Source organism: Prochlorococcus sp. MIT2308, from assembly GCF_059772345.1.
On sequence record NZ_CM186283.1, the window covers coordinates 1 to 26,910 of the forward strand.

Genomic DNA, 26,910 nt, shown 5'->3' on the forward strand with positions numbered 1-26,910 from the left:
GTGCCCACTCGCAATGAGCTATGGACGAAAGTGCAGCAATTACTGCAAAAGAATTTAAGTAAACCTTCATACGAAACATGGATACGCCCAGCTGAATTCCTTGACTTCAAAGATGGGCGTCTGACTTTACTTGCTCCAAATAGCTTCTCAAGTGATTGGTTAAGAAAAAATTATTCTCAAAAAATCGAAGAGATTGCAACAGAGATACATGGTCATGAAGTAAAGGTTTACATCAAGGTTAAAGAAGAATTTTCGTCAAATAAAAGCGATAAGAAAAATACTTTTTCTGATTTAGAAAATAATGCAATTCCCTCTAGAGATAATTTAGAAGCTAGATCGAAGCAAGCCCCAACAAAAAAATTTTTACCTGGTTTGAATCTTCGGTATGTGTTCAATAGATTCGTTGTAGGTCCTAATAGTCGGATGGCTCATGCCGCTGCAATGGCAGTAGCTGAAGCCCCAGGTAGAGAGTTCAACCCATTATTTATTTGTGGAGGTGTTGGTCTAGGTAAAACTCATCTCATGCAATCTATTGGCCATTACAGATTGGAAATCGACCCACAAGCAAAGATTGCATATGTTTCCACTGAGACTTTTACCAATGATTTAATTGTTGCTATCAGAAAAGATGGAATGCAAGCTTTTAGAAATAGGTATAGAGAAGCTGATTTGATATTGGTTGACGATATACAATTCATAGAGGGAAAAGAATATACACAGGAAGAGTTTTTTCATACTTTTAATGCTTTGCATGAGGCAGGGAGGCAAATTGTTCTTACAAGTGACAGGCCACCAAGTCAAATACCTCGTTTACAAGAAAGATTGATTTCAAGATTCTCAATGGGACTAATCGCTGATATTCAAGCGCCAGATTTAGAGACGAGAATGGCAATATTACAAAAAAAAGCTGAACATGAAAGAATGCGTTTACCAAGAGATTTGATTCAGTTCATAGCTGGAAGATTCACTTCGAATATTAGAGAATTGGAAGGGGCGTTTACTCGAGCTGTGGCCTTTGCCTCTATAACTGGGCTGCCAATGACAGTCGAATCGGTAGCACCTATGCTTGATCCTACTGGACAAGGAGTTGAAGTTAAACCTAAGCAAGTCTTGGAAAAAGTAGCTGAGGTATTTGGAGTTACTGAAGAGGAAATGCGTAGCCCCAGTAGACGTAGACCTGTTAGTCAAGCAAGACAGGTTGGCATGTATTTAATGCGCCATGGTACAGACTTAAGTCTTCCTCGTATTGGAGAATCTTTTGGGGGAAAAGATCATACAACAGTTATGTATGCCATTGAACAAGTGGAAAAGAAACTTTCAAGTGAGCCACAATTGGCTAGCCAGGTTCAAAAAGTTAAGGATCTACTTCAAATCGATTCACGAAAACGTCGTTGATAAATTGGCATGGATAGAAAAAATTTAATTTTAATCGAATAGTCTTGGATTTTGATCAAGCCTATTCTTAGTAGGTATTTTAGGACCTAGGTCACCACCATCAATGCTTGCAGTGCGTTCAAGGGCTTGCCTAAGCAATCTCCCTGATAATAAAGGCATATCTCTTGGGACTGAGATTCTATCTCGGAGGTAGCGCAACGCAGAGGCACTATATTTTTCTGGTGTACAATCTTTTTTTGAAATCATTGAAGTTAAGGCTGCTCTCAATGGCTGATCAAACAATTTATTTTTCATTGGGCTAACAGCAATGATTCTCTCTTTATGTTTGATAACTCTTCCAAGAGCCAATGCCTCATAATGATTTTTTGATTTTTGATCAACTTTTAAATCTACTTGTTCCAATTTTCCTAATCCAGAACCTTTATCAATTTCTTGGGCAAATAATTTCTGGGCTTCATTTGAATAAGTAAAGCAACCTCCCATTTGTGGAGGTAAATCATGGGCATGAGTATGAAAATCTCCTTGAGTTCCTCTATATTCGTCAAGGTTTTCAAGATTGCTAAGCCATGTATTTATGAGAGGGTGCTCTTCTCTTAATGAATATCCTTTGTAGTAAGCCAATGAGGCATTCATTCTCTCAACATATGGAATAAAAATAACATCTGCTGATCCAGGCTTGTTCCCATCATCTTTTGAGATTGGTGTAAGCCATCCGAAAGGGTCTTTCTGTAGTTCTTCTTCAAATTTTTTCGCAACAAGTTTGAAACTCTCTTTCTTTTGTTCTTCTTGGCCTTGGAAAAGAGAGTTACGACATAACCAATTACACCATGATGAGAATAATTCTCTTTCAAGTCTCCTATGACCTAAGACTTCCTTCGCATTAAGTGATTGTCCTAGAGGACCATATATTTGCTCTAACACAAATAGAATCTCATCGCTTTCTGTTATTACATGATTTTTAATTTCTATTGCAGGAAGCATACCTGACGGTACTTTTTTTAGATACCATTTTTCTTTGTCTCCATAGCAACGCATTGTGATTTTTTTTACTCGGTAAGGAATTTTCTTGAGCTCTAACCAAATCCAAACTTTTTGGCAATAAGGACACCATGCATGATTGTCTCTATAAAGAGTAACAATTGCCTCGGACTCAATTTTATTAAAAAGACGAAGTGAGGAATATGGGTTATTTGACCCGTTGATTTGATCAATTGGATCAGCCGCATATGTTGCTAATTCTTCCCAACTCATTGCATTTCTGGTTGGATTCATTTATTTCAACGAGAATAGGGAAATAATACTAGGTTGCAAAATTGAAAAGGTCTTTTGATTTAATTGTCATAGGTGCAGGATCCGGTGGACTTGCTGCTGCAAAGAAAGCTGCTAGCTATGGAGCATCTGTGGCGATCATCGAGGGTGATCTTGTTGGAGGAACATGTGTAATAAGAGGTTGTGTCCCAAAAAAATTATTAGTATGCGGCTCCTCTCTCTCAGAGAGTTTGTTGTCTGCACCATCTTATGGTTTTGATTTCGATAATTTACAGATAAAGTCTGAGCGATTATTGGCTAATGTTCGACAGGAAGTGCAAAGGCTGAATGAATTGCATGAGGCTTTTCTAAGTAAGGCAAATGTTCAGCTTTTTAAAGGTTGGGGTGAGTTTAAAAATTCAAATTGTATTGCCATAAAAAATCGAAAAAATGGAGAGACATTAAATGAACTCTATGGTGAAAGAATTCTTCTTGCAGTGGGAGGCAGACCTAAAAGACCAAGTATCGAAGGGGCATCTTTAGGTTGGACAAGTGATGATATGTTTATTCTCAAAAGTTTTCCAAATAAAATTACAATTGTTGGTGCAGGTTATATTGCTTGCGAATTTGCATGCATATTACAGGGATTAGGTGTTGAAGTTACTCAACTAGTAAGAGGTGAACGAATTTTAAGAGGGTTTGACCTTGAGCTTTCTTCATCATTAACCGAGGCTATGATGAATAAAGGCATTAACATAATTTTCGGAGAGAATCTTTCTTCAATAAAAGGAACCCCTGGTTCTTTAATTATAAAAACACATACAGGTAAAGAGCTTGAATCGAATGGATTACTTTTCGCTACTGGTAGAGAGCCATTTTTAGAGGGGTTGGAATTAGAGAAAGTGGGCATTGAAATTTTTGAAAATAAAATTAAAGTTGATAGTGAAAACAAAACAAATATTTCTAATATCTTTGCTATTGGAGATGTAACTGACAGGATTAACTTGACACCTGTCGCAATTGATGAGGGTAGAAAGTTTGCAGATAGAAATTATGGAAAATCAGATCGTAAAGTTAACTATGATTTTGTTCCATATGCTGTATTTAGTCAGCCTGAAATAGCTTCTGTGGGTATAACTGAAGAGAAGGCTATCCAATCGGTTGGGAAAGATAATATTAAAGTATATAGATCAATATTTAGGCCCTTATCTAAATCATTAACAAAGACTGGCTCTAAATGTATTTTAAAGCTAATAGTTAACAAAAACAATAATAGAGTTTTGGGATGTCATATGATTGGAGATAATGCATCTGAGATTATTCAGATGGCATCAATATCACTAATGCTAGGAGCCAAAAAGTCTGATTTTGATAATACAATGGCATTGCACCCTACAATAGCAGAGGAATTTGTTACAATGAGATGATTCGTGAAAAGGTGTTATTCATTAGTATTGTTTCTTATTTTTAACCAGTAAGTAATTGTCTTATATATAATTGTTATCAATGAAAATGATATAGCTATAAAAACTAACTCTTTGAATGATGAATGTAAAGTTGGAAGAGTTAGTGGTATTATTTTATCTGCAATATAAAGCATATATAATCCTAATAGAACCCCGCCTTCACCTCTACTTATAATCCCTTTTGTCCAAAAAATTGGCATGCAAGCAAGTGTCGTGATTACCATAATAGGAATATCTTTGGTTATTAGTATCTTCTCAACAACTAAACCACTTTCACCAGATAATACAGAACAGCTACCTAAAACTAGTAGTTGATTTAATAAACAACTTCCAATTACGTTGCCTATTGCTAGATCAGTTTGAGCACGAAAAGCCGCAACTAATGACGTGATTAACTCTGGTAAAGAGGTGCCCAGAGATACAATCGTTAACCCAATTATTGCTTCACTAACACCTAGCAGTTCTGCAATTGTTGATGCGCCTTCTATTAGCAGTCGTGATCCAATAGTAAGCAAGAAAATACCACCTATTAATTTCACGCATGCATTTAATAAACTTGTTGAGTCTTTTTCTATATTGATTTCTGGTTCTGCTTCTTGGGTTCTTTGCGGTTCCTCTCTTGCTGTGCGAATTTCCCAAGTGGTATTTATTATTAGTGCGACTATTAAAGCTACGCCAAATTGCCAAGTTATTAGCTCAGAAGCGGCCATTCCCCAGACTGCAGTTGATATTCCTAAAAGAAGAGGAATGTCTCTCCTTACAAGACGACTTCCAACTCTTAAAGGTCGTATTAGTGCACTTCCTCCAAGAACCACCATCACATTGAAAATATTGCTGCCAACAATGTTGCTCAAAGCAAGACTATCTGATCCAGTAAGGGAGGAGTTGACACTAACAAATAGTTCAGGTGCACTTGTCCCGAGAGATACTATTGTTAAACCAATAACTAGTTGAGGGATCCCAAGGATTAAAGCTAAAGCTACAGACCCTTGAATAAATAACTCCCCACCGCTAAAAAGTAAAAGTATTCCAGTAATAAGCTCAAAAAATGACAATAACATTGACGGCATAGTTGAGTGATTTATTGAGAAACTAAATTAGTGAATTAATTTATAATATTTCTATTTGGTATTATCATAATATCTTAGCTCTTTTTTGATACTTGAAGACTTATAGATCAAGGTTGCATAAGATATACATTAAAAAGCTTTAATCCTGTGATTGCTTCTGTAAATCAAATCTCATTATTAAAGCCGGATGATTGGCATCTGCATTTGAGAGATGGAAAGATTTTGAAAGGTGTTTTAAGGCACACAGCAAATGTATTTTGCCGTGCTATAGTCATGCCTAACCTTGATCCGCCAATAACTACTTTAGACCAAGCAAAAGGATATAAAAAAAGAATTATACAGTCTATCCCTGAAGGTGTCTCTTTTACTCCATTGATGACAGCATACCTCACGGATGATATGCCTCCAGAGGTTTTAGAAAGAGGCTTTGGAGAAGGTGTCTTCCATGGTGCAAAGCTCTATCCAGCGAATGTAACCACTAATTCTTCGTACGGGGTTACAGATATAAGAAAAATCGACAATCTATTTGAGACGATGGAAAGAATTGGCATGCCACTATTGATTCATGGAGAAGTGACCGATGTCAATGTTGATGTGTTTGATAGAGAAGCTGTTTTTATTGAGCGTCACCTTGAACCATTATTAAGAAGATTTTCATCACTTAAAGTTGTTTTAGAGCACATCACGACAATCAATGCAATTGACTTTGTAGAAAGCAGTCAATTCGATATAGCAGCTACAATCACACCTCATCATTTACATATCAATCGAAATGCAATGTTCAATGGTGGGTTAAGGAGTGATTTTTATTGCTTGCCTACAGCTAAGCGTGAAATACATCGTATTGCCCTTAGGGAAGCGGCGACTAGTGGTAAATCCTGCTTTTTCCTTGGAACTGATTCAGCACCTCATACCCGTAAGTTTAAGGAAAGTTCATGTGGATGTGCAGGAATCTTTAATGCTCCTTTCGCTTTGGAAAGCTATTTGAAAGTATTTGAAGAAGAAAATGCTCTGGAAAGGTTTGAAGCTTTTTCAAGTATTAATGGAGCTACTTTTTATGGATTACCTTTAAATACAGAGAGGATAACTTTGGTTAAAGAAGATATTTCCGTACCACAACTTGTTGATGTTGGATTAGATGGTGATCCTAATGATTTTGTAAAACCATTTCATTCAGGAGAAACTCTTGGCTGGGTTGTACGAGATGCTTAGCTAGATTGGTGAATGATTTTTTTCATGGTTATTTAACTCTAGATGTACTTAAGAGTACTGATTTAAGCACATACGTTTACGCTAATATGTAAATGCCTTAGAGTTGAATTCTGGCATTGTAACAACCCTTGCTATCACTAGGGAGTGTGGCGGAATTGGTAGACGCACCAGACTTAAAATCTGTTGGCCGCTTTTTGGCCGTGGGGGTTCAAGTCCCCCCACTCCCATGACGTTTTGTCTTTTGATTGTGTGTTTAAGCCCTTTTGGATTGGCAGGAACTATTAGTCCGATGATTACATTATCTGCTTATGCAATATTGGGCGGGATGTATTTGTTGGTAGTTCCTTTATTCCTTTTTTATTGGATGAATAATCGTTGGAATGTTATGGGAAAGTTTGAACGCCTTTTTATATATGGTCTTGTTTTTCTTTTCTTTCCTGGAATGGTTTTATTTGCACCGTTTCTTAATTTAAGAATGAATGGGAAAGAGGAGTCTTGAACTTTGACAAGAGCACAGGTTTTTCAAATAGGGTTGGTTGTATTTTTGTTCGGAGGATTGGGATATGAAGTATTTCAACTGTTTGGATTTGAATCAATATCAGCTGGTATTGCGACACAGTCAATATTAATTTTAATTATTTTTGCATGGACAGGTTCTTATCTCTTCAGGGTTTTCTCTGGGAATATGACTTTTATGGAACAACGTAAACGATATAGACAAGCTTATGAAAAATTGACTGATGAAAGAATTAGAGAAAAATTTGAGGCTATGACAGATGAAGAAAAAAATGAATTATTAAAAACCGTTGAAGAAGAAAGTTTTGAACAAACTTAAGTTTTAATTACGAAGTCTCAATAATTTTTTACTCTTAGGGAGACAAAAATGATAAAAAAGATATATACCCAAGGTTTAGAACATTGAAAAGTACAAATATTAGTAGGTCTTTTTCCAAAATAAAAATGGAAAAGAGAATAGCACTAATGCCTTTCCTTATGGCAGGAGATCCTGATTTGGAAACAACATCAAAGATTTTGTTAAAACTTCAAGAAAATGGCGCTGACATGATTGAGCTAGGAATTCCATACAGTGATCCTTTGGCAGATGGACCGATTATTCAATTAGCAGCTTCACGAGCTCTCTCTGCAGGAACCTCTCCTGACAGAGTTTTCAATATGTTATCTGAATTGAGAGATCAATTGACAATTCCAATAATTTTATTTACTTACTCCAATCCGCTTATTAATAAAGGTTTGGAAGAATTTTGCTTACAAGCTTCGAAAGTAGGTGTTTCAGGACTGGTCGTACCTGATCTTCCTTTAGAGGAAGCGGAAAAACTCTCAAAGATAGCTGAATCTAAAGAAATTGATTTGGTGTTACTTGTTGCGCCTACAACACCCCAGGATCGTATGAAAAAAATTGCTGCGACTTCTAATGGATTTACTTATCTTGTTAGTGTTACTGGAGTAACCGGAGAAAGGTCTTCACTAGAGGAAAATGTTGGGACTCTTGTTAAACAATTAAAACACTCTTCACATAGTCCAATTGCTGTGGGTTTTGGAATCTCGGAGGTCAAACATATTCAACAAGTTCGAGAATGGGGTGCTGATGGCGCAATTGTTGGCAGTGCTTTAGTTAAAAGAATTGCTAATGCCCCTATCGGAATGAAAGTCGAAGAAGCTGGGTCCTTTTGTAAAGAACTAAGAGCCGCAACCAACTAATATCTTTTTAAATATCAACAGATCAAGCGGAATATTGAATTCTTTTCTATGTTTTATCTTAAGAAATGTTTTTTTATTTTACTTAAAATTATGGATCAATTTGTCCTTTGGGGGTCTTACTGTGAAGATGCTTTGATAAAGAGAACACCTTTTAGGCAAGAGCATCTTCACAGACTTTCATCTCTTAAGGAAGAAGGTACCTTAATTACATTAGGACCTACAAAATGTAATAGATATGTTTTCGGGATATTTAAATCTGAGGACATTGATCATATAAGAACTCTTATTAAAGATGACGTTTACTGGAAAGAGGGAATATGGACTGATTTTGAAATTTATTCATGGACCCAAGCTTTTTGAGCTTGTTCCCAGACCCAATTAGCTACTATTTGATCGCCATCTGCTCCTAGATTGTCTTCATAACCACTCATTATTCCGATTCCTTGTTTTGCTATCTTCGCTATTGCTTCTGGATTGTCAATTCCATTACGCTTTAATGATGAAATCTTCAAATTCTTTGATCTTCTGATTATGTTCCCTCCATTGATGTGACATCCAGCACAGTTTTGCTTGAAAAGATTTTCCCCTAAATTTGCCTCAAAAGCATTTAGCTCTCTCGGTAAACTTAAATAAAAAAATGTCCAACATAAACTGATAAAAAAGTAACCTCTTAATTTTTTTTTCATGGTCTTATAAAACTTATTTATCGAAATTAATTTTAGAAAGGTCCTCACAAATTTCGTCAAGAAGATCAAGTTGTTCAGTAGAAGTTGATTCAAGGCTCATCTTTGTGTGCCCTCCTTCATTGTTTCTCCATAACTCTTCAACCTCACATAGTCTACATGCGATTTTTGGAATACCACCAGAGCTAAAATCTTTTTTCAAAGATTCAATTAAAGTAGGCATTCTTGCTGAAGGTAAATTGAGACTTTGGCAAAGTTCTGATTGTGTTCTCCCTGTTTGCCTCAACCAATCTTTTATGAGAAGTATTAGATCTTCCTCAATATCTTTTGACCAGCGCGCTTTGTTCATAGGGGAAACCATTTATCCAGCTTAGATTTTGCTCTGTATTTTATTTCTGGAGTAATGTGATGTTGCCAAAGACTAATTACAGCTGTAAGGGCCACCAGATCATCGCTAAAACCTGAGGCAGGAATAAAGTCTGGAATTAAATCAACAGGAACAATTAAATAAGTAAGTGCTCCCATAATGGATATTCTCACCTGGGGAGGAGTTGAATTATCCATGAGGAGTTCAAATCCCTCTAAAGCAGGCTGGGCAATTACTCTGCCTGCTCTTAATAAGATTTTTTTGAGTATCCCTTCGTTAATAACAGAACTTTCAAGTACTTCTGCTTCGAAAACTTCTTTATTTGAGTTCCTTGAACTAACCACAATTAAACACTTGTCTCTAAAAGCCCACTTTGAATACCTGTCTTTCTCAATTTCCTTAATGCGCGTTGAACAACTTGTCTGCAATATTCCCTGCTGCAATTCATTTGTCTAGCTACCTCCGCTAGTGTCCTCCATTCATTTGATCCATCTAGACCAAATCTAAGACTTAAGATAGTTCGTTCTTTTGGTGTGAGATTTGATTTATCCAATAAGGACCAAGCTGATGCACTTCTTTCAGCTAATTCAGCTAGTTCCATTGGAGCTACTTCCTCACTTGGAAGAATATCGACAAGCTCTGAAGGATCTGCTTTTGATTTGACTGCACCTTGCAAACTTACAGTGATACTTCTCAACTCGCATTCAAGCAATTCTTCTACCTCCTCTAAAGGGAGTTTCATTTGTATTGCTATTTGGTTGGTTGATGGATGAACCCCAAGTTCTTGCATAAGTCGGGACTTGGCAGCACGAAGTTTAGTTAGTTTTTCATTGATGTTTACGGGGATTCTTATTGTTCTACTTTGTGTTGAAAGAGCTCTATTTAATCCTTGTCTAATCCACCAGTAAGCGTAGGTTGAAAATCGATGCCCTCTTTTGGGATCATATTTCTCAACAGCTCTTGTTAACCCTAAAGTACCCTCTTGAATTAGATCAAGAAGGTCAAGCCCTTTTCCTTGGTAGCGCTTGGCTAAATTTACAACAAGTCTCAAATTTGCTGTGATCATTTGATTCTTTGCTCGCTCACCTGCTTTAAGTGTTTTCTTCTCTGCGCTTGAATATTCGCACTCTGGCCCATTACCACCAGATTGTTGGCAGCGTTCATTTAGTGCAACCATGGCTTGCACTTCTCTTCCCATCGTGAGTTCTTGCTCGGGTGTGAGCAATTCGTGTCTTCCTATTTCTCCAAGAAAGTCGCTTAAAGAACTCACGATTTATTCCTCCTTGTATTACTAACCTAGAGACAAATTGTTTACTTTCAATAGGCGTAATAAAGTGTTCGGAATTTATTATTTATCCTTTATCTGTTCTTGAGATCTTTACTAGGTCAATTAACTGAGAAGATATTTCCATTGTTTTTCAATAGGAATATCTCAAAACCTTTGATATGATTGATATTTTTAAAGTATTTTTTGATCAATGAGACTTTTTAAAGCTTTTTTAGTCTCTAATAATTATAGTTTTTCGTTCCCTTTGATTTATGGGAATCGATATATCACCAAGGATTTAAGAAAAATCAGTTGATTTTTTTTCTCTTTCAAGACTTTCTATGAATTTAATCACTTGTCTTTCTAACAAAGAGAGTCTAAGAAGTGTATTAAAAATAAAAGAGTTGGTTTATTAGCTATTGATTTCTTCTTGGAGCATTTCTTCTCCTAACTAAAACTTTGAGAACGTCTTGCCATGAAACATTTTGATGAGCTAAAGAAACTTGCAGATGGAAAAGCAGATCGGCAGCTTCGTTGGCAACTGAAATCGGATTTTTATCTTTACAAGCCATTATGAATTCCGCTGTTTCTTCGCCTATCTTTTTTAGGATTTTATTGTCGCCTTCCTTCAAAAGACTATTTGTATAACTTCCTTCTTCAGGATTGTTTTTTCGATTATTTATTACTTTGAACAATTCACTACAAGCATCAGATGGAGGGGGTAGAGCGTCTTCATTTGTTTTTAAATCCTTAAAGAAACAACTTCTTTGACCTGTATGGCATGCGATTGAACCAATTTGCTCAATGGATAGAAGTATTGTATCTGAATCGCAATCAGTTCTGATTCCTTTCAATTTTTGAAAATGACCGCTCGTTTTCCCCTTGTGCCAAAGTTCTTTTCTTGAACGACTCCAGTAGTGAACCTCACCAGATTCTAATGTTTTTATAATGGATTCTCTGTTCATCCATGCCATCATTAATATTGAGCCATCAACCCAATCCTGGGCTATGGCTGGGATCAAGCCGTTTTGATCAAAACGTAGATTATCTATTAAAAGCATTTTAAAGTTAGCCAATTTGGCTTTACGATTCTAATTATTCAAATTTAATCCTCTATTGGTTTTTTATTCATCTTTTTATGACGATTAAAGATATTCCATTTAATTGCTCTAAGCAATTTAAAAATTACCCATGTTCTCACCGTCAATGGAAACATAAAGGACACTGTCGTTATGTTCATGGATATAGTCGCAGTTTTACCTTTCATTTTGCTTCAAATGAACTTGATGAAAATGGCTTCGTTGTAGACTTTTCAAGTCTGAGGCCTTTGGAAGATAAGTTAAGTGAGTATTTTGATCATACTTTTCTTGTAAATTTTGATGATCCTTTTCTTGAAACATGGAGAAAGCTTCACGCTGAAGAAGTACTTGATCTAAGAGTCATGAATAATGTTGGTATGGAATCAACTGCTGAATTGATTTGGGGATGGGCTAATGATTTATTATTTTCAAGAGAGAAAGGTAGATCTTGTTGTTGGAAAGTGATAGCACACGAAAATGAAATTAATTCTGCTAGTTATACATTCTTCCCTGAGTGGTTTAAAGTATAATAATCTATAACTTTTAGTTGATATGAAATTAGCTTCCTCATGTTTTGATTTTTTAATTGAAAATTAATTTCGATTCTTTCCTTTCTATTTTTATGGTGCTTCCTTCTTTGTATTTGCCTTTAAGAATATATTTCGCTATTTGACTTTCCAATTCTTTTTGAATGACTCTTTTTAAAGGTCTCGCTCCATAACTTGGATTATAGCCAATTTCAGTTATTAACGACAGAACATCATTATGAATTTCAAGCTCGATTCCTTTCGATTTTAATCTTTCTCGTAATCGGTTTAACTGCAAATCGACTACTTTCAGTAGGGTTTCTTTTTTAAGTGGTTCAAAACTAATTATTTCATCAAGTCTATTTAGAAACTCAGGCCTGAAATTTGATTTTAGTTCTTGACTGATTAGTTCATCTACAGTTGACGTCAGATTGTTAATTATATCGTTATCAGTGATTAACTCGCTTCCAATATTGCTAGTAAGTATAATAATGCAATTTTTGAAGTTTGTTGTTCTACCCTGCCCGTCAGTTACCCGGCCTTCGTCAAGGATTTGTAGTAATACATTGAAAACATCTTTATGTGCTTTTTCAATTTCATCAAAGAGCAAAACGCAATAAGGTTTACGCCTGATTGCTTCTGTTAATTGCCCACCTGCTTCGTAACCAACGTAACCAGGGGGAGCACCTATTAAGCGACTTATAGAGTGCTTTTCCATGTATTCAGACATGTCTATTCTAATCAGCGCATTTTCACTATCAAAAAGTTGAGAAGCCAAAGCCTTCGATAATTCTGTTTTACCAACGCCTGTCGGTCCTAAAAATAAGAAACTTGCGATTGGTTTGTTTGGATCACTAAGGCCTGTCCTTGATCTTTGTATTGCAGAAGATATCGATTGAACGGCTTTGTGTTGACCAATCACTTTTTTATGAAGCTCAGATTCAAGGTTAAGCAACTTTTCAATTTCAGTTTGAGCAAGTCTTTTGACTGGGATGGATGTCCACTTTGCAATTATTTCAGCTACATCATCGGCTATGACCTCTTCTCTCAAAAGTGATTTCTCGGCATTTTGTGAGGAGTTTTTTAAATTAAGTTCTTTAGCTTGCAAATTATTTTGATAATTTACAAGAGTGCCGTATTCAAGTTCAGCAGCTCTGTTGAGGTCATAATTCCTTTTCGCTTTTTCAATTTCTAGTTGTATTTTTTCAATTTCTTCTTTTAGTGTTGAAATTTCCTCTATTGACTCTTTTTCTTGCTCCCATTTTTTATTTACTTGGATTTGACTTTTTGTTAAAGAAGCTAACTCTGTTGTAATTAATTCCAGTCTATCCTTACTTGAAGTATCCGATTCACCTTCCAAAGATAATTTCTCCATTTCAAGTTGGATGATTTTTCTATCAATCTCATCAATTTCTTCTGGTTTTGATGTTATTTCCATCTTTAAACGAGAAGCTGATTCATCTATTAGGTCTATAGCTTTATCGGGTAAAAACCTTTCTGGTATGTATCTATCACTCAATATCGCCGCAGCTATTAGCGCGTTATCAGAGATTCGAACACCATGATGGACTTCATACCTTTCTTTTAGTCCACGCAGGATCGAAATTGTATCCTGAACTGAGGGTTGTTTTACAAGTATTTGCTGAAATCTTCTTTCCAGAGCAGGGTCTTTCTCAAAATTTTCTCTGTGTTCGTTGATGGTTGTTGCTCCAATACATCTCAATTCACCTCTCGCAAGCATTGGTTTTAGCAGATTACTAGCATCCATTGACCCGCCACTGGCTCCTGCTCCCACTACAGTATGTATTTCATCGATGAACAAAATTATTCTTCCTTCTGAATCTGTGACATTTTTAAGAACTGACTTTAGTCTCTCTTCAAATTCGCCCCGAAATTTTGCACCTGCTATTAAAGCCCCCATATCAAGAGAAATTAGTTGACGATTCTCAAGTGCTGTTGGTACATCTCCGTTGATAATCCTTTGTGCTAATCCTTCAATAATTGCTGTTTTCCCTACGCCAGCTTCACCAATTAACACTGGATTATTTTTTGTTCTACGGCTAAGTATTTGAATCGTTCTTCGGATTTCCTCATCTCTTCCAATTACAGGATCTAATTTCCCTTCTCTGGCGGCAGAAGTAAGGTCTTGTCCATACTTCTGAAGAGCTTCATAGCTATTTTCAGCATTTTTTTTGGTCACTTTTTTGTCACCTCTGATTGCATGTATAGCCTCTAGAAGGCTGTTCTTATTAATTTGATTTTGCTCAAATAACCTATGACAGATTCTCTCATCATCAAATAGGGAAATCACTAAATGTTCACTTGAAATAAAATCATCCTTGAAGGATTGTTTGATATTTTCTGCTCTTGAAATTGAAAAAGATAAATTTTTGCCAAAGAAAATTGATTCTTGGGCCTTTTGCATTTTTGGTTGGTTCTTTATGAAATTTTCTAATTCTTTCAGCAGATTTTTTATTGAACCGCCCGATCTTTCTATTACTTTTATGGCAATTTCATTTTTATTGAGAAGAGAAAAAAAAAGGTGCTCTGTCTCCAAAGTCTGATGTTTTTTATTTAATGCTATGTCTTTGGCATCAATGATTGCTTGCCAAGCGCTGTTGGTGAAATTATCAGAATTAATATTCATCATTCAAATTCATTGTAAAATTTATATTATTCTGATTTTTTATTATTAAAATATAAGAAAACCGACCATATTCTTTTTTTTGGGAATACTACTGAGATTGCTGTGATAATTTTAAAAAAATTACACTAGCCTCATGATAAATTCATTTTATCTAATTTAAACCATATTAATAATGTTGAGTAGTAGCTTCTTTTTAATTAAAAATTTTTAACCTCACCATTTATTAATACTTTTTCGTTGTGGAGCATAAATTCTTTGACGCCTAAAATTGCAAGGTTTCCCAATAAATAATTTATTTCAAAAAAAAGATGGGAGCTCCACCCCCATCTATAAAAATTTTTTTTGGAGATTTAGTTTACAACTATTTTCCCAACCATTCCTGCGCCTCTATGAGGCTCACAGTAAAAGTCGTATGTTCCAGCTGTGCTAAAAGTTCTCTCCCAAGACTCACCCGGTGCAAACGCTAAATCTGGATGACTTAGATCATCATTCCCATCAAAAACAGCATTATGAGGAGCTAATTTGTTGTTGACAAACTTTACTGTGTCACCAGCACTTATGTTTACTGTGCTTGGCTCGAAAGCAAGCATGCCTGCATCGGTACCAAGCTTAACTTCAACAGTTGAAGCATTCACATTGGATACTCCAATTACTAGGAAAGCAAAGAAAGCGAATAAAGCTGTTGAAATAGAACGAATCATGAAATTAATTCTTTTCTTTTGTAATTTTACTACTTTAGCTTCTGTTTGCCCTTTTAGTGTTTAGTCAAACCAGAATTATGTAAAACTTGACTTAGCGTTTTGGCATAGCTTATACCTCCAAAGGTTTCAGGAGAGGTTACTGGGTCATGTATAAAGTGTTTTTGTCTAAGACTAAATCTATCCCAGTTTGTAATTTGAATTGGGAGTAATATGATAAGAAGTTCAATGAGCCAATTCCAAAGAGGTATTTGAGGGACTTTTTTCATTCCTTTCCATCTTATAAGCGTCTGAATTACTTCATTAATACTTGTGTGGGGCTGTCCTAAAACGAATTTTCTTATTTTAGTGCCATTAACAGGTTGTGTATGCTCGAAATCAGAGGTAGCTAGATGTCCACAGATAAAAGCAATATCTGCTGCGTGAATAAAATGAAACCTTGAGAATAGTTTTATCCATCTTGCCAGCCAGATCCATTTCAATGCATCTTTGAGCCCTTCCGTAAGATAGCTAGTTGGAAATTTACTTTTACCGTCTAAACGTCCCCCAAATACGAGAGTTGGGAAAACAGCTATGATCTTTTTTGATAATATATGAGACTCAAGCTCTTGAAGACATTGTGCTTTTGTTTGTATGTATTCTGTTCCATAGCTAAAAGATTCGGGTAATAAATTTAAGTTTCTGTCAAGGACACTTGCGGTTGAGAAATAAATAATTTGTTTAATATTTGAAGGATTTAATAAATTGAGCAGATTTTTTACTGCATCAATATTTACTTCTTTCGCTCTTTTTGGATCACCCCAAGCAGTTGCTGTGTGAATAACTCTGTTTACTTGTGAAATTTCGTTTTTGAACTTATTTGTTTGTCTCAAATCTCCTACTAAAACTTTAATCCTTGTATTCTCTAAGTTTATTGAGGTTATTTTTTTAGGATCTCTAACCCATAAAAATAATTCTGAGCTGGAGTTTTCGATTAGCCAATTTGCTAAGTATTGCCCAACACAACCACTTGCTCCAGTTATCAGAATTATTTCCTTTTTCAAGATGAAACTTTTATAAGTTCATTGACATTCTTGCCAGCCTCAAAAAATACTCTTGCATTTTCTTCTGGCGTTCCAGGAAGTATTCCATGACCAAGGTTAAGAATATGTTTTCTGCCTTTTGCTTTTTTTACTACATCAACAATTCTTGATCTGATCGCATCAGGAGTGCCAAATAAGAGTCCTGGATCAACATTACCTTGAACTCCCACATGTTGAGGTAGCCTTTTTAATCCATCTAGCATGTCAACTGTCCAATCTAGAGAGACTATATCTACACCAGTTTGTCCCATTCTTTCGAGAACTCCTGCACTGCCCGAGATGTATAAAATCATTGGAGTATCTGGATGTTTCTCTTTTACTAAATTGACTACTTTTTTTTGATAAGGTGCAGCGAATTCGTCATAATCTTGTGGACTTAATTGTCCTGCCCATGAATCAAACATTTGAACTACTTGAGCCCCAGATTCAATTTGGTAAGACAAATAGTTTGCAATTGATTCTGCAAAGTGATTTAAAAGTTGATGCAGTAGCTCTGGCTCTTGGAATGCCATTGCTTTTATGATTGCATAATTTTTGCTGCTTTTCCCCTCTACAACATATGCAGCAAGGGTCCAAGGAGCGCCCACAAAACCTAAAACGGCAGCTTTTTTGCCAACACTTTCCCTGAGTCTTCCAAGGACTTCGCCAACAAAAGACATACTTTTATTTGGTTGAAGTGGCTTTAGGTTCTTAATCTGTTTGAGGGTTCTTATTGGGTCATTTATCAAGGGGCCTTTGCTCTCAACGATGTCAAAGTCAATTCCCATACCAGGAAGAGGAGTCAAGATATCTGAAAAAAGTATTACTCCATCAGGTTGAAAAGCTTTAAAAGGTTGCATGGAAATTTCATAAGAAAGATCGGGGTTTTCAGATCTTTCCCTAAAACTTGGATGGTTGTCGCGCAGATCGCGATAAACCTTCATGTATCTCCCCGCTTGTCTCATCATCCAAACTGGGGGCCTTTCAACAGTTTCTCCGCGAGCCGCACGAAGTAGTAGAGGAGTAGTTTCGTTCATTATTTTGTCCTTTTAAGCCAAAAATTTACATGAAGCAGTAACTTGAAAATCATGAAATAAGTTCTCTGCAAAAGTTCGTCATACCTTTTGAATTTTTACATCCGGACTACAGTTGAAATTAGATTTTGAGGTAAGGTTGAAACATTTCTATTCGAGGAGGCTTAATTCTCTTTGGATTTATGCTTGAGAACTAGAACGCTTAGAGGAGGAAGGCAAAGATCTATTGAATTCTCATACCCATGTATGTTGTAAGAATCTGTTGCTTTACCTCCCATATTTCCTAAGTTTGAACCTCCATATTTATTCGAATCTGTATTGAAAATTTCTTCATAGAACCCATCAATAGGTACACCTATTCTGTAATTAGAGTGGTTTTGAGGGGTAAAGTTTGCAACTATTACTAACCATTCTCCATCAGTTTTTTCTCTTCTCATAAAACTAATTACTGAATTTTTTTTATCGTCGCAATCAATCCACTGGAACCCATATTCGTCAAAATCATCTCTCCATAAAGCAGGTTCTTTTTTATATAAAGTATTCAAATCATCTACTAATTTCAGTATTCCCTTATGTGGTTCATAATTTAGAAGATCCCATTGTAAATCATCCCAAACATTCCATTCTTGACGCTGTCCGAATTCCATTCCCATAAATATTGTTTTTTTACCAGGATGTGTCCACATGTACGCAAGTAATGCTCGTGTGTTTGCGTACTTCTGCCAGTCATCACCAGGCATTTTATGCAGAAGATGACTTTTCCCATGAACAACTTCATCGTGGCTTAAAGCAAGCATGAAATTTTCGGTAAAGTTATAACAAATTGAGAAAGTGATATTGTTTTGATTGAATTGTCTAAACCATGGGTCAATTTCAAAATAATCGAGCATATCGTGCATCCAACCCATGTTCCATTTCAGATTGAAACCAAGTCCATTCATATCCGTTGGTTTAGTTACACCAGCCCATGTAGTTGATTCTTCGGCAATAGAAAGTGCGCCCGGAAAATGTTGAAAAAGGACGTGATTAGCCTGTTGTAGAAATCTAACTGCTTCAAAATTTTCATTTCCTCCATCTTCGTTAGGTATCCATTCACCCTCCGGACGAAGGTAGTCTTTGTAAAGCATTGATGCAACTGCATCAACACGTATGCCATCTATGTGAAATTGATCAAACCAGAAAATTAGATTTGCAACTAGAAAATTGCGAACTTCATTTCGACTGTAATTGAAAATTAATGTTCCCCATTCTTTGTGCTCTCCAATTCTGGGATCTGAATGTTCGTATAGATGGCTGCCATCAAAATAAGCAAGTCCATGTTGATCTTTAGGAAAGTGCCCAGGGACCCAATCGAGAATAATTCCTATCCCCTCTTTATGGCATGCATCAACGAAGGCACGAAATTCGTCTGGTGATCCATATCTACTTGTAGGTGCATACCAACCAGTGACTTGATAACCCCATGAGCCATCAAAAGGGTGCTCAGAAACTGGCATAAGCTCTATGTGAGTGAAACCTCTCTCTTTGACATAAGGAATGAGCTTGTTTGCAAGTTCTTTGTATGTAAGCAATCTTGAGCCAGGCTTCATGTCTGCTGCGGGAACAGGGGAGCGATGTTCTCCGTCTGAGTTGATAAATGGTTCGTCTGAGGAAGCATGCATCCAACTGCCTAAATGCATCTCATAAACGGATATCGGTTGCTCTAAAGGATTTCTATTGTCCCGATTGGATATCCAAGATTGATCATTCCATTGAAAGGAATCGATCTTTGATATGACTGAGCTTTTTGCTGGCCTTACTTCATGTTGAAAACCATATGGATCAGCTTTCTCATAGCAATGTCCTTCCTCAGTTCTAATTTCATATTTGTATAAATCACCATCTTTAAGACCAGGTATAAATAATTCCCATATTCCACCTAGACGTTTTTGCATAGGGTGATGTCTGCCATCCCATGAATTGAGATCACCAATAACAGAGACACTTTTTGCATGAGGCGCCCACAAGCAAAACATAACGCCTTCTTTTTTATCTATCGCAGTAATGTGGGCACCCATCTTTCGCCAAATATGATGGTGATTTCCCTCTGCGAAAAGATGTCTATCAATTTCACCCATCCACTCTTTTCGGAAGCTCCAGGGATCATGTTGAACATGTTCAATTCCTCCTCTTTTAACTTTTATTTGATAATCAGTGCCAGGATCTTTTTCTACAACTCCTTCAAAAATCCATTCATGGTTGGGATTTTGTAGCTGAATATTCTTTGCTTTAGTTATTAATTCAACTGCACTTGCTTCAGGCATCCATATGCGAATTATCCATTTATCTTTAAACGGTTGAGGACCAAGAATAGAAAAAGGACTTTCATGTCTGCATTCAGAAAGTCTTTGTCCGTCAACTTTCAAGGAATCTAGAATAATAGAGACGGGCATGACTTATGGCTTAAATAGCTAGTTAGCTTAATCCTATGGCAGTAAATATTGAACCCCTAAGAGGAAATAAGTGATTCAAATTTAAGTTTTGAATTTAATAGTAAGAGTGTGATTGTAGTCACTAGGCAGTGAGGACTGGGTGCTTCGCATAAATATTGACTCTGTCCAGGATTTATTCCAATAGCTGGCCATCCAGATCCTGATATTGAAATTCTCAAACGATCTCCTTCTTTAAATGTGGCAAGAATTGGTTGTAATCGTATCTCTCTGGAGGCTTGTCTGTTTTTGTCAGAATTGGTAATTCTGATAACACCAGTTGAAAGTTGAGTTGCAGTGTTTTTGATTTCACTAGGAATTATTGATAATGCAACGAACAGATCAAAGCCTTCCCTGTCACATTTTGTTTCTAAATTAAGAGTTGGAATACCTTCTATCCTTATCTCTTCTGACATTGGAGGTGTCGTAAATACTGCGACATCAGAACGAGTATCAATATTGAATCTGTTAGCTTCCCCAGGCGTATTACTGAGATGTCCTCCGATTGCTGGTACAGGTCTCCATGGGTCGTGTACTAAATTCACCTCACAATTTGCTTCTAAATCAAAATTAGGGACTAAGCTACCCTCGCAATGACTTATCGCAGCCAAACCTTCACTACGAAGATTCCATGTAGGAGTTTTATTTTTAGTTGAAAGCTCCCAACTATTTTTCGTAAGATTCCAAAGGTTGATTGTAGGGAAAAAGATTTCTTTGTTTTTTTCTTTTAAATGAGAATCGAAAAAATTTAACTGGGTGAGTTGTGCACCCTCCCACCATTGAAGATGAGTGGCAGGACCAATGAGTAATTTTGGGCTGCCTCCTGCTTTAGTAGATTTTTCAAAAATATCTAAAATCCCTCTCAAATGAGGATCCCACCATCCCCCAATTAGTAGCAATGGTTTTCTTAACCAGCTATCTAATGGCGCATAATTTTTCCATTGAAGATTTTTGCTAGAAGAAAACTTTAGCCATTTATAAGCCATCCCATGTGGGTCATTCTTTTTAAGTAATTCATGACCGTTAGATAAATATTTTTTTGATTCAAGACTCTCACGGATTTCATGCCAGGCTGCCCAATTCTTTTCTCTTTGGGCCTTTTGAGCTGCTAGTTGCAAACCCCATCCAATTCCTAAGTGCCACCAAAAGGCTCCTCCTTCACAACTCCAATGTTCCTGTTCTGAAAGCCCTGTCATTGCAGGTATAATGCAATCAGGTGGAGAAGTTCCTTCCTCTGCAATGAGCTGTGTTAAGCCTTGATAAGAAAAACCGTATGTACCTAGTAGGCCATTGCATTCAGGTAAGGATCGAACCCAGTTATGTGTTTGACTGGTATCTGCGGCTTCTTGGCTAAACCCTTTGAATTCACCTTCAGATCCACCTTGACCTCGAACATCCTGTACTACGACTAAATAGCCATTACTAGCCCACCAGGAGGGATGAGCATATGTAACTGTAGAAGCAATTTCTCTCCCATAAGGTTGACGCATGAGCAATACAGGCCATGGCCCCTCCCCTGGCGGTAACCAGATTCGAGATTTGAGTAATGTTCCGTCTCTAAGTTGTAATTCTTCGTCCCTGTATTTTATTGAATTCATTTGTTGCTTTAAAAAGTTTCAGGGCAATAAAGACCTCTTACATACATCGAAAGGATCTCAGCATCAACTTCGCTTATATTCTTCTGAATTGAGATTTTCTGAATAGATTGTGATGAACCAGCCGAGATGTTTTTTTTATTTAGGTCACTAAAACTTCTGCAAATGGACTTTGCTTCATCAGGATTTCTTTTTACACCCTCAAGAAGTCTTGATTGAGCCATTGCATCATGATTAATGGCAAATGATGAAAATATTAAAGTGATTAGTAAACTGTTCATTTTCTCAAGTTTACTTAGTTTATATTTAATTATTTTTATTCTATTACCTTATTGTTCTTGGGTGAATTAAATAATGTTTTTTTTGCTTTCTCGATTAAAAAGTGAGCTTTGCTTAGATCTATTAATGGAATTCGTTCTGTTCTTAAAATTCGTTCAAAACGACCAGTCTTTTGAACTAGCTCATGAGGAGTAAGTCGAGAAAGTGCCTTGTTAGAAATCAATCCTGAGTGCATTAGCAAGGCTGCTTCGTTAAGTTCAATATCTAACGAACATATAAAATATGCTATGCATTTTAGTCTTTTTAGATTACGAACACTACCCAGACTTCCACTAATTAGAATATTAATTTCTTCATCGCTAATAGATAATAAAGAATTCCATGTTTTAATATCATTTGATAAGAGTATTTTTTCTTCTTGATAAAAGCTTTTAGGAAGATTTTTTAATAATAATTTTTTATTCATATGTCTCTAATAAGCTTTTTTCTTCAGAATCAGCCGCTATCGAAAAATCTTCGCTTGGAGAATAATTCCTATTTGGCAATTCTATTATCTTTGATTCTTTTAAATCATTTATTATTTCACCAAGAACAATTGGTCTACTTATCCCATCTCCAACTGATTCTATCTTTCTTAGTCTGACCTTTACCTGGGCACCATTTCTTCCTCCCCCTTTCAAATTACCAGCTATTTGTAGCAATGTTGGCTTGATAGCTTCTTTAGGAAAATCGTTTGAGGCTTGAGCAACAACCAAATCAAAGCCATTGTCATAAACAATGGGAGCATATTTGTACCCTTCTACATTAAACGGAGGTGTATAACTTTGATCGAAGGCCCAGCAACTAGCAGATAATAAAAGTGTGAAAATTGTTGTGCCAGTGAGCCGGAATTTAATTCCCCAATTTAATAGATAAGCCAGAATTGTTAAGATGCCAAGTCCTGAACCTCCCCAGGCTAGCCATTTTGTTACATCTTGGATAACTTCACTCATAGACATAGGCTGGTTTCTCCTTAATTGATTCTTTATAGTTTGTTGGCTCCCCAAGTTTGAGAATGATGTTTCATGGGAGATGAGAGCAGTTCTAAAAGATTAAAGCGCTGGGGATTTGCTGGAACCTTTGTGGCGTTAGGTGGTGTTTTGATTTGGAGTGGGGCTGATCTCTTGGTAGGCAGAACTATAAGCCGTTTTTCACCTCAAATAGAAAAAACATTATCTAACTCCTTAGGCCATCCTTTGAAAATAGGAGCCTATAGAGGGCTTAGACCATGGGGCGTTGCGTTGGGACGAACGAAGTTCCTTCCAGGTGAAAAAGATTCTTCATCAGTCAATATTTCAACTTTAACCGTTAAATTTGCGCCTTTTGCAAGTTTATTTAATTGGCAACCTGTTGCAATATTTAATCCAAAGGGAACTGAAATTATACTAACCAAAAATAATCAAGGTTCTTTTTGGGTCTTACCCTCGGCTGATAATTCTAAGTCAAATAACTTACATCTAAGATTTAATCTAAAAGGCTCAACCAAAATTGTATTTAATCCTGGAGAAAAGATATTATTTGCTAGAGGCAATCTTGGTCTCAACCTTGCTAAGAAAAAGATTTATGGTGCTGTAAACTTACATTCTAAAAAGCAGGGAAGCCTCTATCTTTCTGGTAAGGGCCATTGGGATGGATTAGAGTTTCAAGCTAAAGCAAGAGTTGATAAAATTAGACTTGGCTTCTTGCAGGGGATCTTAGGAAATGATTCAAATATTATTTCCAAGGGAAATATTAATGGTAAAATTAACTTGGCTATAGATAAAGGTTTTATAAAATGTAAAGGTGGTTTAACTGCAGATGATCTAAGCTTAAGAGGAGGGATTTTAAATGATACGCTTTCTACTAATCAGTCAAGAATAAAATGTGATAATAAAAGGTTAAAAATAACAGATACAAATTGGCAATATGGTTATTGGAATATATCTACTTTAGTTGAAATCCCATTTTATAAAAAAGATTTAACACATATAAAATCTCTAGCCTATATAAAAATAAAAGACTATGAGCATAAACCTCTTGAATTGAAATTTAAACTGCCAATTTCAATAGTTGAAAGACGCCTTATACCTGGAGATTTAAAAGCAAATTTAAATTTAGAATCTTTTCCTTTAGGTGCATTAAATCCAATATTAAATGCATCATTATCTGGGAAATTAAATACTACTGGTGACTTCTATGGGCCCCTGACTGCATTAAATTCTTCTATTGACCTTTCTTTGGATAATCCACAGGCTAATGGTATTCGCTTAAGAGAAAAGTGGAGAGGTTCCTTTACTCGAATACCAGATGAAAAGAAATGGGGTAGTTTGAGAATCAAATCCGAAGGGGCTTCTACCCCTGCTGATCTTCAAATTAACTTCAATAGAAATGGTAATTTCAATGATTTAAGCTTAAATAGATTGGGAGGTAAAATAAGTATAAACTCTAAATTAAATGCTTTTGAATGGGATGCTGATAAGTTTAGATTAGATAGAATAGAAGTTGCTTTCCCGCCAGAGAAGAGTTTTAAACGTATATTTGGGGAAGTATCAGGTAATGGAATATTTTCTCTTGATCCACTATTTCTTAATGGTTATGTAAATTTAGATTATTTCAGATTGTTAGGTTTCAAATTAAAAAAGGCACGTATTAATGGAAAAATTAAAAATTCAGAAACTAATCTAAAAGGTGAATTAATTACATCTAAAAATGGAAAGATAAAGTTTGATATTAATAATGGATCTGAATTTTCTTTGTTAGCTAAAGTTAAAGATGTTAGCTCTAGTTGGATCGCTGCTACTGCTTTAGAGTTTCCTAAGTTAGGGTTGAAGTACTCAGAGGCATTGGGTGAAGCAGAAGATTTAGGGAGATTGAAGATTGGTGATAATAATAGTTCTTTAGATACTCAATTAGAAGCTTTAGCTAGATCTAAGGATTTATATAAAGAAGAGATAAATAAGATAAATAATAAGAGTATTATTAATCCTTATGATCTAAATGGAAATGTTGATGCAGATATTAAATTAAGCGGTCCAAACCTATCTGATTTAAAGTTAGAAGCTAAAGCATTTGGAAGGGTTTGGACAAACAAACTGAAGATTATAAATTCAAAAAATATAAGACCTTTTAAAGCATTTTTTAATGGAAATCTAGGATCAGGCAATGGAAACTTTTCATTACTTGACTTCAATTTTTCATTATTATCGTTACTTGCGCCAATTCCATCGACAGTTAATGGATACTTTGGTTTAAGTGGTAAATATAGTTTGACTAATGGTACCCCACAAATAACTTCTGATCTAATTATCAAGGACACAAAAATTGATGATAGAAAAATTATTTTAGATAAAGGAACTATTTTCTATAAAGATAATTATCTTGAATTTGATATTGCTCTGAGGGATCAATCTACGATAAACCCAGTTGAATTAAGTGGAATCTATCCATTAAATAATTCTTACCCTATCGATCTAAAAGTCGAAAGTCATGGAGATGGATTGATTTTTTTAACAGGTCTAACAAAAGGAAATGTATCTTGGACTTCGGGTTCTGCTGATCTGAGCTTGCTAATTAGTGGAACGCCAAAAAAACCAGTAGCGAATGGTTTTTTTGTTTTAAACAACAGTGATCTACTTTTTCAAAATAGAGAAATTAATAATTTGAATAGCACAGTAGTTTTTGATTTTAATAGACTTGAAGTTCGTGAACTAACAGCAAATATTGGACCAAACGGTCTTGTTAAGAGTAAAGGTGGAATTTCGTTATTTGATTCTCAATTAAGAGAAATTGAACCATTGGCGTTTTCTATAGAGAAAACACGTATCAAAACAGCATTTACTGATATCAGAGCTTCATCCAAGATTATTGTTAAAGGTTCTATTATTAAACCTAAATTGGCAGGCGAAGTCTTTGTTTCAGAAGGCTCTATTTTTGCAAAAAGAGCTAATAATCCTGACAAGAACACATCTGATAAATCTGGTCCTAAAGATTCTAAGTTTAAAAGTATTCCTAGCTTCCCTGAACAAAACTGGAGCCAGGTAGAACCTTTGGTTTTATTCATTCAAGATGAAGATGCTCCTGCAAGCCGAATAGTAAGTGCTGGTTTGCCTAGTGGATTGGAAGCCATTAGCTTTGAAGATTTTAAGCTTGTACTTGGCCCCTCATTGAGATTAGTTTCTCAACCCTTGGCAAGTTTTGAAACGAATGGATTTCTTTTCTTAAATGGCGCTTTTGACGAGACACTTGAAGTTAGTGGCGTCATTAAACTTGTTAGTGGTTACGTTAACCTCTTTACGACTACTTTTAATCTAGATCAAAGTGAACCTAATGTAGCCGTGTTTGTCCCCTCTATGGGATTGATTCCATATGTTGACGTGACTTTGAAGAGCCGTGTCCCAGATAATGTTAGAGATGTCAGTAATTTTTCCTCCAATGGCATGGCATCATTTGGCATTGGAGGATCTCGTTTCGTAAATGTCGAAGTAACAGCTTCTGGACCTTCAGATCGAATTAGTGAAAACTTTCAATTAAGAAGTAATCCATCATTGGGAAGAAGTGAATTGTTAGGACTCATAGGAGGTAATTCTCTTGCAACTTTAATAAGTAGTGGAGGTAATGGAGATGCTCTCACTAGTTTTCTGAATAGATCTTTTGCTTCCTATCTTCAAGGTAATATTAATGGTTTTTTAAGTGATAGGCTTCAAATATCTTTGTATCCTGCATATGTAGGTGGATCAGATTCAGAGAGTGATGCCAGTGATAGCAGTTCTTCAAGTAGTGATCAGGAAGATACAAATTTGCCAGGTCAACAGGCATGGGTGACAGAAATAGGAGTCGACATTAATGATAAGATTAATTTTTCAGTTCAGGCTGCTCCCAACCGACAGGATATTCCACCAAAAGGAAATATTACTTTTCAAATGAATCCTAATGTAGGTCTACTTGGCTCGTTTGATAAGAATGGGAATTGGCAAAGTCAGATCCAACTCTATTTTAGATATTAAATAAATGAATAGTTGAATACAAATGACTTAACTAATATTTTTCAATTAGATAGATTTTTATCTTCTTTTATTGC

25 protein-coding genes and 1 tRNA gene are annotated in these 26,910 nt (G+C 35.9%); 10 read left to right on the plus strand and 16 right to left on the minus strand.

Going from position 1 to position 26,910, the window contains the following annotated elements; translation table 11 throughout:
• Positions 1-1,395: a chromosomal replication initiator protein DnaA gene (dnaA, locus tag AC6EIW_RS00005; protein WP_498520618.1), complete on the plus strand. Its 1,395-nt coding sequence runs from the start codon at positions 1-3 to the stop codon at positions 1,393-1,395.
• A gap of 30 nt (positions 1,396-1,425) precedes the next feature.
• Here dnaA and AC6EIW_RS00010 read toward each other — a convergent pair whose 3' ends face one another.
• The gene (locus AC6EIW_RS00010) at positions 1,426-2,667 is read right to left on the minus strand and encodes a glutathione S-transferase (protein WP_498520619.1); all 1,242 of its coding nucleotides are present in this window, start codon (positions 2,665-2,667) and stop codon (positions 1,426-1,428) included.
• A 41-nt stretch (positions 2,668-2,708) separates the two neighbouring features.
• On the opposite strand from AC6EIW_RS00010, the gene gorA reads away from it, so the two are divergent.
• Positions 2,709-4,070, plus strand: a complete 1,362-nt coding sequence (gorA, locus tag AC6EIW_RS00015) for a glutathione-disulfide reductase (RefSeq protein ID WP_498520620.1) — start codon at positions 2,709-2,711, stop codon at positions 4,068-4,070.
• 14 nt (positions 4,071-4,084) lie between these two features.
• Here gorA and AC6EIW_RS00020 read toward each other — a convergent pair whose 3' ends face one another.
• Positions 4,085-5,179 (minus strand): calcium/sodium antiporter, encoded by a 1,095-nt coding sequence (locus AC6EIW_RS00020; RefSeq protein ID WP_498520621.1) that lies wholly within the window; start codon positions 5,177-5,179, stop codon positions 4,085-4,087.
• 147 nt (positions 5,180-5,326) lie between these two features.
• Here AC6EIW_RS00020 and pyrC point away from each other — a divergent pair, with 147 nt between their 5' ends.
• The 6 genes from pyrC to AC6EIW_RS00050 all read left to right on the plus strand — a co-directional run bounded on the left by pyrC (position 5,327) and on the right by AC6EIW_RS00050 (position 8,470).
• A complete protein-coding gene (gene pyrC, locus AC6EIW_RS00025) occupies positions 5,327-6,391 on the plus strand; it encodes a dihydroorotase (protein ID WP_498520622.1) in 1,065 nt (354 codons plus the stop codon).
• 140 nt (positions 6,392-6,531) lie between these two features.
• A tRNA-Leu gene (locus AC6EIW_RS00030) sits at positions 6,532-6,618 on the plus strand.
• A gap of 20 nt (positions 6,619-6,638) precedes the next feature.
• Positions 6,639-6,890, plus strand: coding sequence for an NAD(P)H-quinone oxidoreductase subunit L (gene ndhL, locus AC6EIW_RS00035; protein WP_498520623.1), 252 nt, complete (start codon positions 6,639-6,641; stop codon positions 6,888-6,890).
• A 3-nt stretch (positions 6,891-6,893) separates the two neighbouring features.
• Positions 6,894-7,226: a DUF3007 family protein gene (locus tag AC6EIW_RS00040; protein ID WP_498520624.1), complete on the plus strand. Its 333-nt coding sequence runs from the start codon at positions 6,894-6,896 to the stop codon at positions 7,224-7,226.
• An 83-nt stretch (positions 7,227-7,309) separates the two neighbouring features.
• Entirely contained in the window at positions 7,310-8,110 is an 801-nt protein-coding gene (gene trpA, locus AC6EIW_RS00045) for a tryptophan synthase subunit alpha (RefSeq protein WP_498520625.1), read from the plus strand.
• 90 nt (positions 8,111-8,200) lie between these two features.
• Positions 8,201-8,470 (plus strand): YciI family protein, encoded by a 270-nt coding sequence (locus AC6EIW_RS00050; RefSeq protein ID WP_498520626.1) that lies wholly within the window; start codon positions 8,201-8,203, stop codon positions 8,468-8,470.
• Here AC6EIW_RS00050 and AC6EIW_RS00055 read toward each other — a convergent pair.
• The 5 genes from AC6EIW_RS00055 to hisIE all read right to left on the minus strand — a co-directional run bounded on the left by AC6EIW_RS00055 (position 8,446) and on the right by hisIE (position 11,488).
• Positions 8,446-8,796, minus strand: a complete 351-nt coding sequence (locus AC6EIW_RS00055; protein WP_498520627.1) for a c-type cytochrome — start codon at positions 8,794-8,796, stop codon at positions 8,446-8,448. The two genes, AC6EIW_RS00050 and AC6EIW_RS00055, sit on opposite strands and share 25 nt — an antisense overlap.
• Positions 8,797-8,809: 13 nt before the next feature.
• Complete coding sequence (locus tag AC6EIW_RS00060) at positions 8,810-9,142, minus strand: hypothetical protein (protein WP_498520628.1); 333 nt, start codon at positions 9,140-9,142, stop codon at positions 8,810-8,812.
• Positions 9,139-9,504 (minus strand): YkvA family protein, encoded by a 366-nt coding sequence (locus AC6EIW_RS00065; RefSeq protein WP_498508469.1) that lies wholly within the window; start codon positions 9,502-9,504, stop codon positions 9,139-9,141. The genes AC6EIW_RS00060 and AC6EIW_RS00065 overlap by 4 nt, the downstream gene beginning before the upstream one ends.
• A 2-nt stretch (positions 9,505-9,506) precedes the next feature.
• On the minus strand, positions 9,507-10,430 hold the full coding sequence (locus tag AC6EIW_RS00070; protein ID WP_498462411.1) for a sigma-70 family RNA polymerase sigma factor: 924 nt from the start codon (positions 10,428-10,430) through the stop codon (positions 9,507-9,509).
• 413 nt (positions 10,431-10,843) lie between these two features.
• Complete coding sequence (gene hisIE / locus AC6EIW_RS00075) at positions 10,844-11,488, minus strand: bifunctional phosphoribosyl-AMP cyclohydrolase/phosphoribosyl-ATP diphosphatase HisIE (protein ID WP_498521654.1); 645 nt, start codon at positions 11,486-11,488, stop codon at positions 10,844-10,846.
• Between the two features lie 77 nt (positions 11,489-11,565).
• Here hisIE and AC6EIW_RS00080 point away from each other — a divergent pair, with 77 nt between their 5' ends.
• Positions 11,566-12,036, plus strand: a complete 471-nt coding sequence (locus tag AC6EIW_RS00080; protein ID WP_498520629.1) for a 6-carboxytetrahydropterin synthase — start codon at positions 11,566-11,568, stop codon at positions 12,034-12,036.
• A gap of 52 nt (positions 12,037-12,088) precedes the next feature.
• Here the strand turns inward: AC6EIW_RS00080 and clpB are convergent, their stop codons facing one another.
• The 9 genes from clpB to AC6EIW_RS00125 all read right to left on the minus strand — a co-directional run bounded on the left by clpB (position 12,089) and on the right by AC6EIW_RS00125 (position 22,807).
• Positions 12,089-14,680 (minus strand): ATP-dependent chaperone ClpB, encoded by a 2,592-nt coding sequence (gene clpB, locus AC6EIW_RS00085; protein WP_498520630.1) that lies wholly within the window; start codon positions 14,678-14,680, stop codon positions 12,089-12,091.
• A gap of 350 nt (positions 14,681-15,030) precedes the next feature.
• Positions 15,031-15,381: a plastocyanin gene (gene petE, locus AC6EIW_RS00090; RefSeq protein WP_498520631.1), complete on the minus strand. Its 351-nt coding sequence runs from the start codon at positions 15,379-15,381 to the stop codon at positions 15,031-15,033.
• A 53-nt stretch (positions 15,382-15,434) separates the two neighbouring features.
• Positions 15,435-16,421, minus strand: coding sequence for an NAD-dependent epimerase/dehydratase family protein (locus tag AC6EIW_RS00095; protein WP_498520632.1), 987 nt, complete (start codon positions 16,419-16,421; stop codon positions 15,435-15,437).
• On the minus strand, positions 16,418-17,476 hold the full coding sequence (gene hemE / locus AC6EIW_RS00100; RefSeq protein ID WP_498520633.1) for a uroporphyrinogen decarboxylase: 1,059 nt from the start codon (positions 17,474-17,476) through the stop codon (positions 16,418-16,420). The genes AC6EIW_RS00095 and hemE overlap by 4 nt, the downstream gene beginning before the upstream one ends.
• A gap of 161 nt (positions 17,477-17,637) precedes the next feature.
• Positions 17,638-19,905 (minus strand): 1,4-alpha-glucan branching protein GlgB, encoded by a 2,268-nt coding sequence (gene glgB, locus AC6EIW_RS00105; protein WP_498520634.1) that lies wholly within the window; start codon positions 19,903-19,905, stop codon positions 17,638-17,640.
• A 56-nt stretch (positions 19,906-19,961) separates the two neighbouring features.
• Positions 19,962-21,539, minus strand: a complete 1,578-nt coding sequence (locus AC6EIW_RS00110) for a CocE/NonD family hydrolase (RefSeq protein WP_498520635.1) — start codon at positions 21,537-21,539, stop codon at positions 19,962-19,964.
• 8 nt (positions 21,540-21,547) lie between these two features.
• Positions 21,548-21,817 carry a DUF8664 family protein gene (locus AC6EIW_RS00115; protein WP_498520636.1) on the minus strand — a complete coding sequence of 90 codons (270 nt, stop codon included), beginning with the start codon at positions 21,815-21,817 and terminating at the stop codon, positions 21,548-21,550.
• A gap of 35 nt (positions 21,818-21,852) precedes the next feature.
• A complete protein-coding gene (locus tag AC6EIW_RS00120) occupies positions 21,853-22,281 on the minus strand; it encodes a DUF4332 domain-containing protein (RefSeq protein ID WP_498520637.1) in 429 nt (142 codons plus the stop codon).
• Positions 22,274-22,807, minus strand: coding sequence for a Ycf51 family protein (locus AC6EIW_RS00125; protein ID WP_498520638.1), 534 nt, complete (start codon positions 22,805-22,807; stop codon positions 22,274-22,276). Before AC6EIW_RS00125 ends, AC6EIW_RS00120 begins: the two co-directional genes overlap by 8 nt.
• Before the next feature lie 72 nt (positions 22,808-22,879).
• Here AC6EIW_RS00125 and AC6EIW_RS00130 point away from each other — a divergent pair, with 72 nt between their 5' ends.
• The gene (locus tag AC6EIW_RS00130) at positions 22,880-26,836 is read left to right on the plus strand and encodes a translocation/assembly module TamB (protein ID WP_498520639.1); all 3,957 of its coding nucleotides are present in this window, start codon (positions 22,880-22,882) and stop codon (positions 26,834-26,836) included.
• The last annotated feature ends 74 nt before the right edge of the window (positions 26,837-26,910 follow it).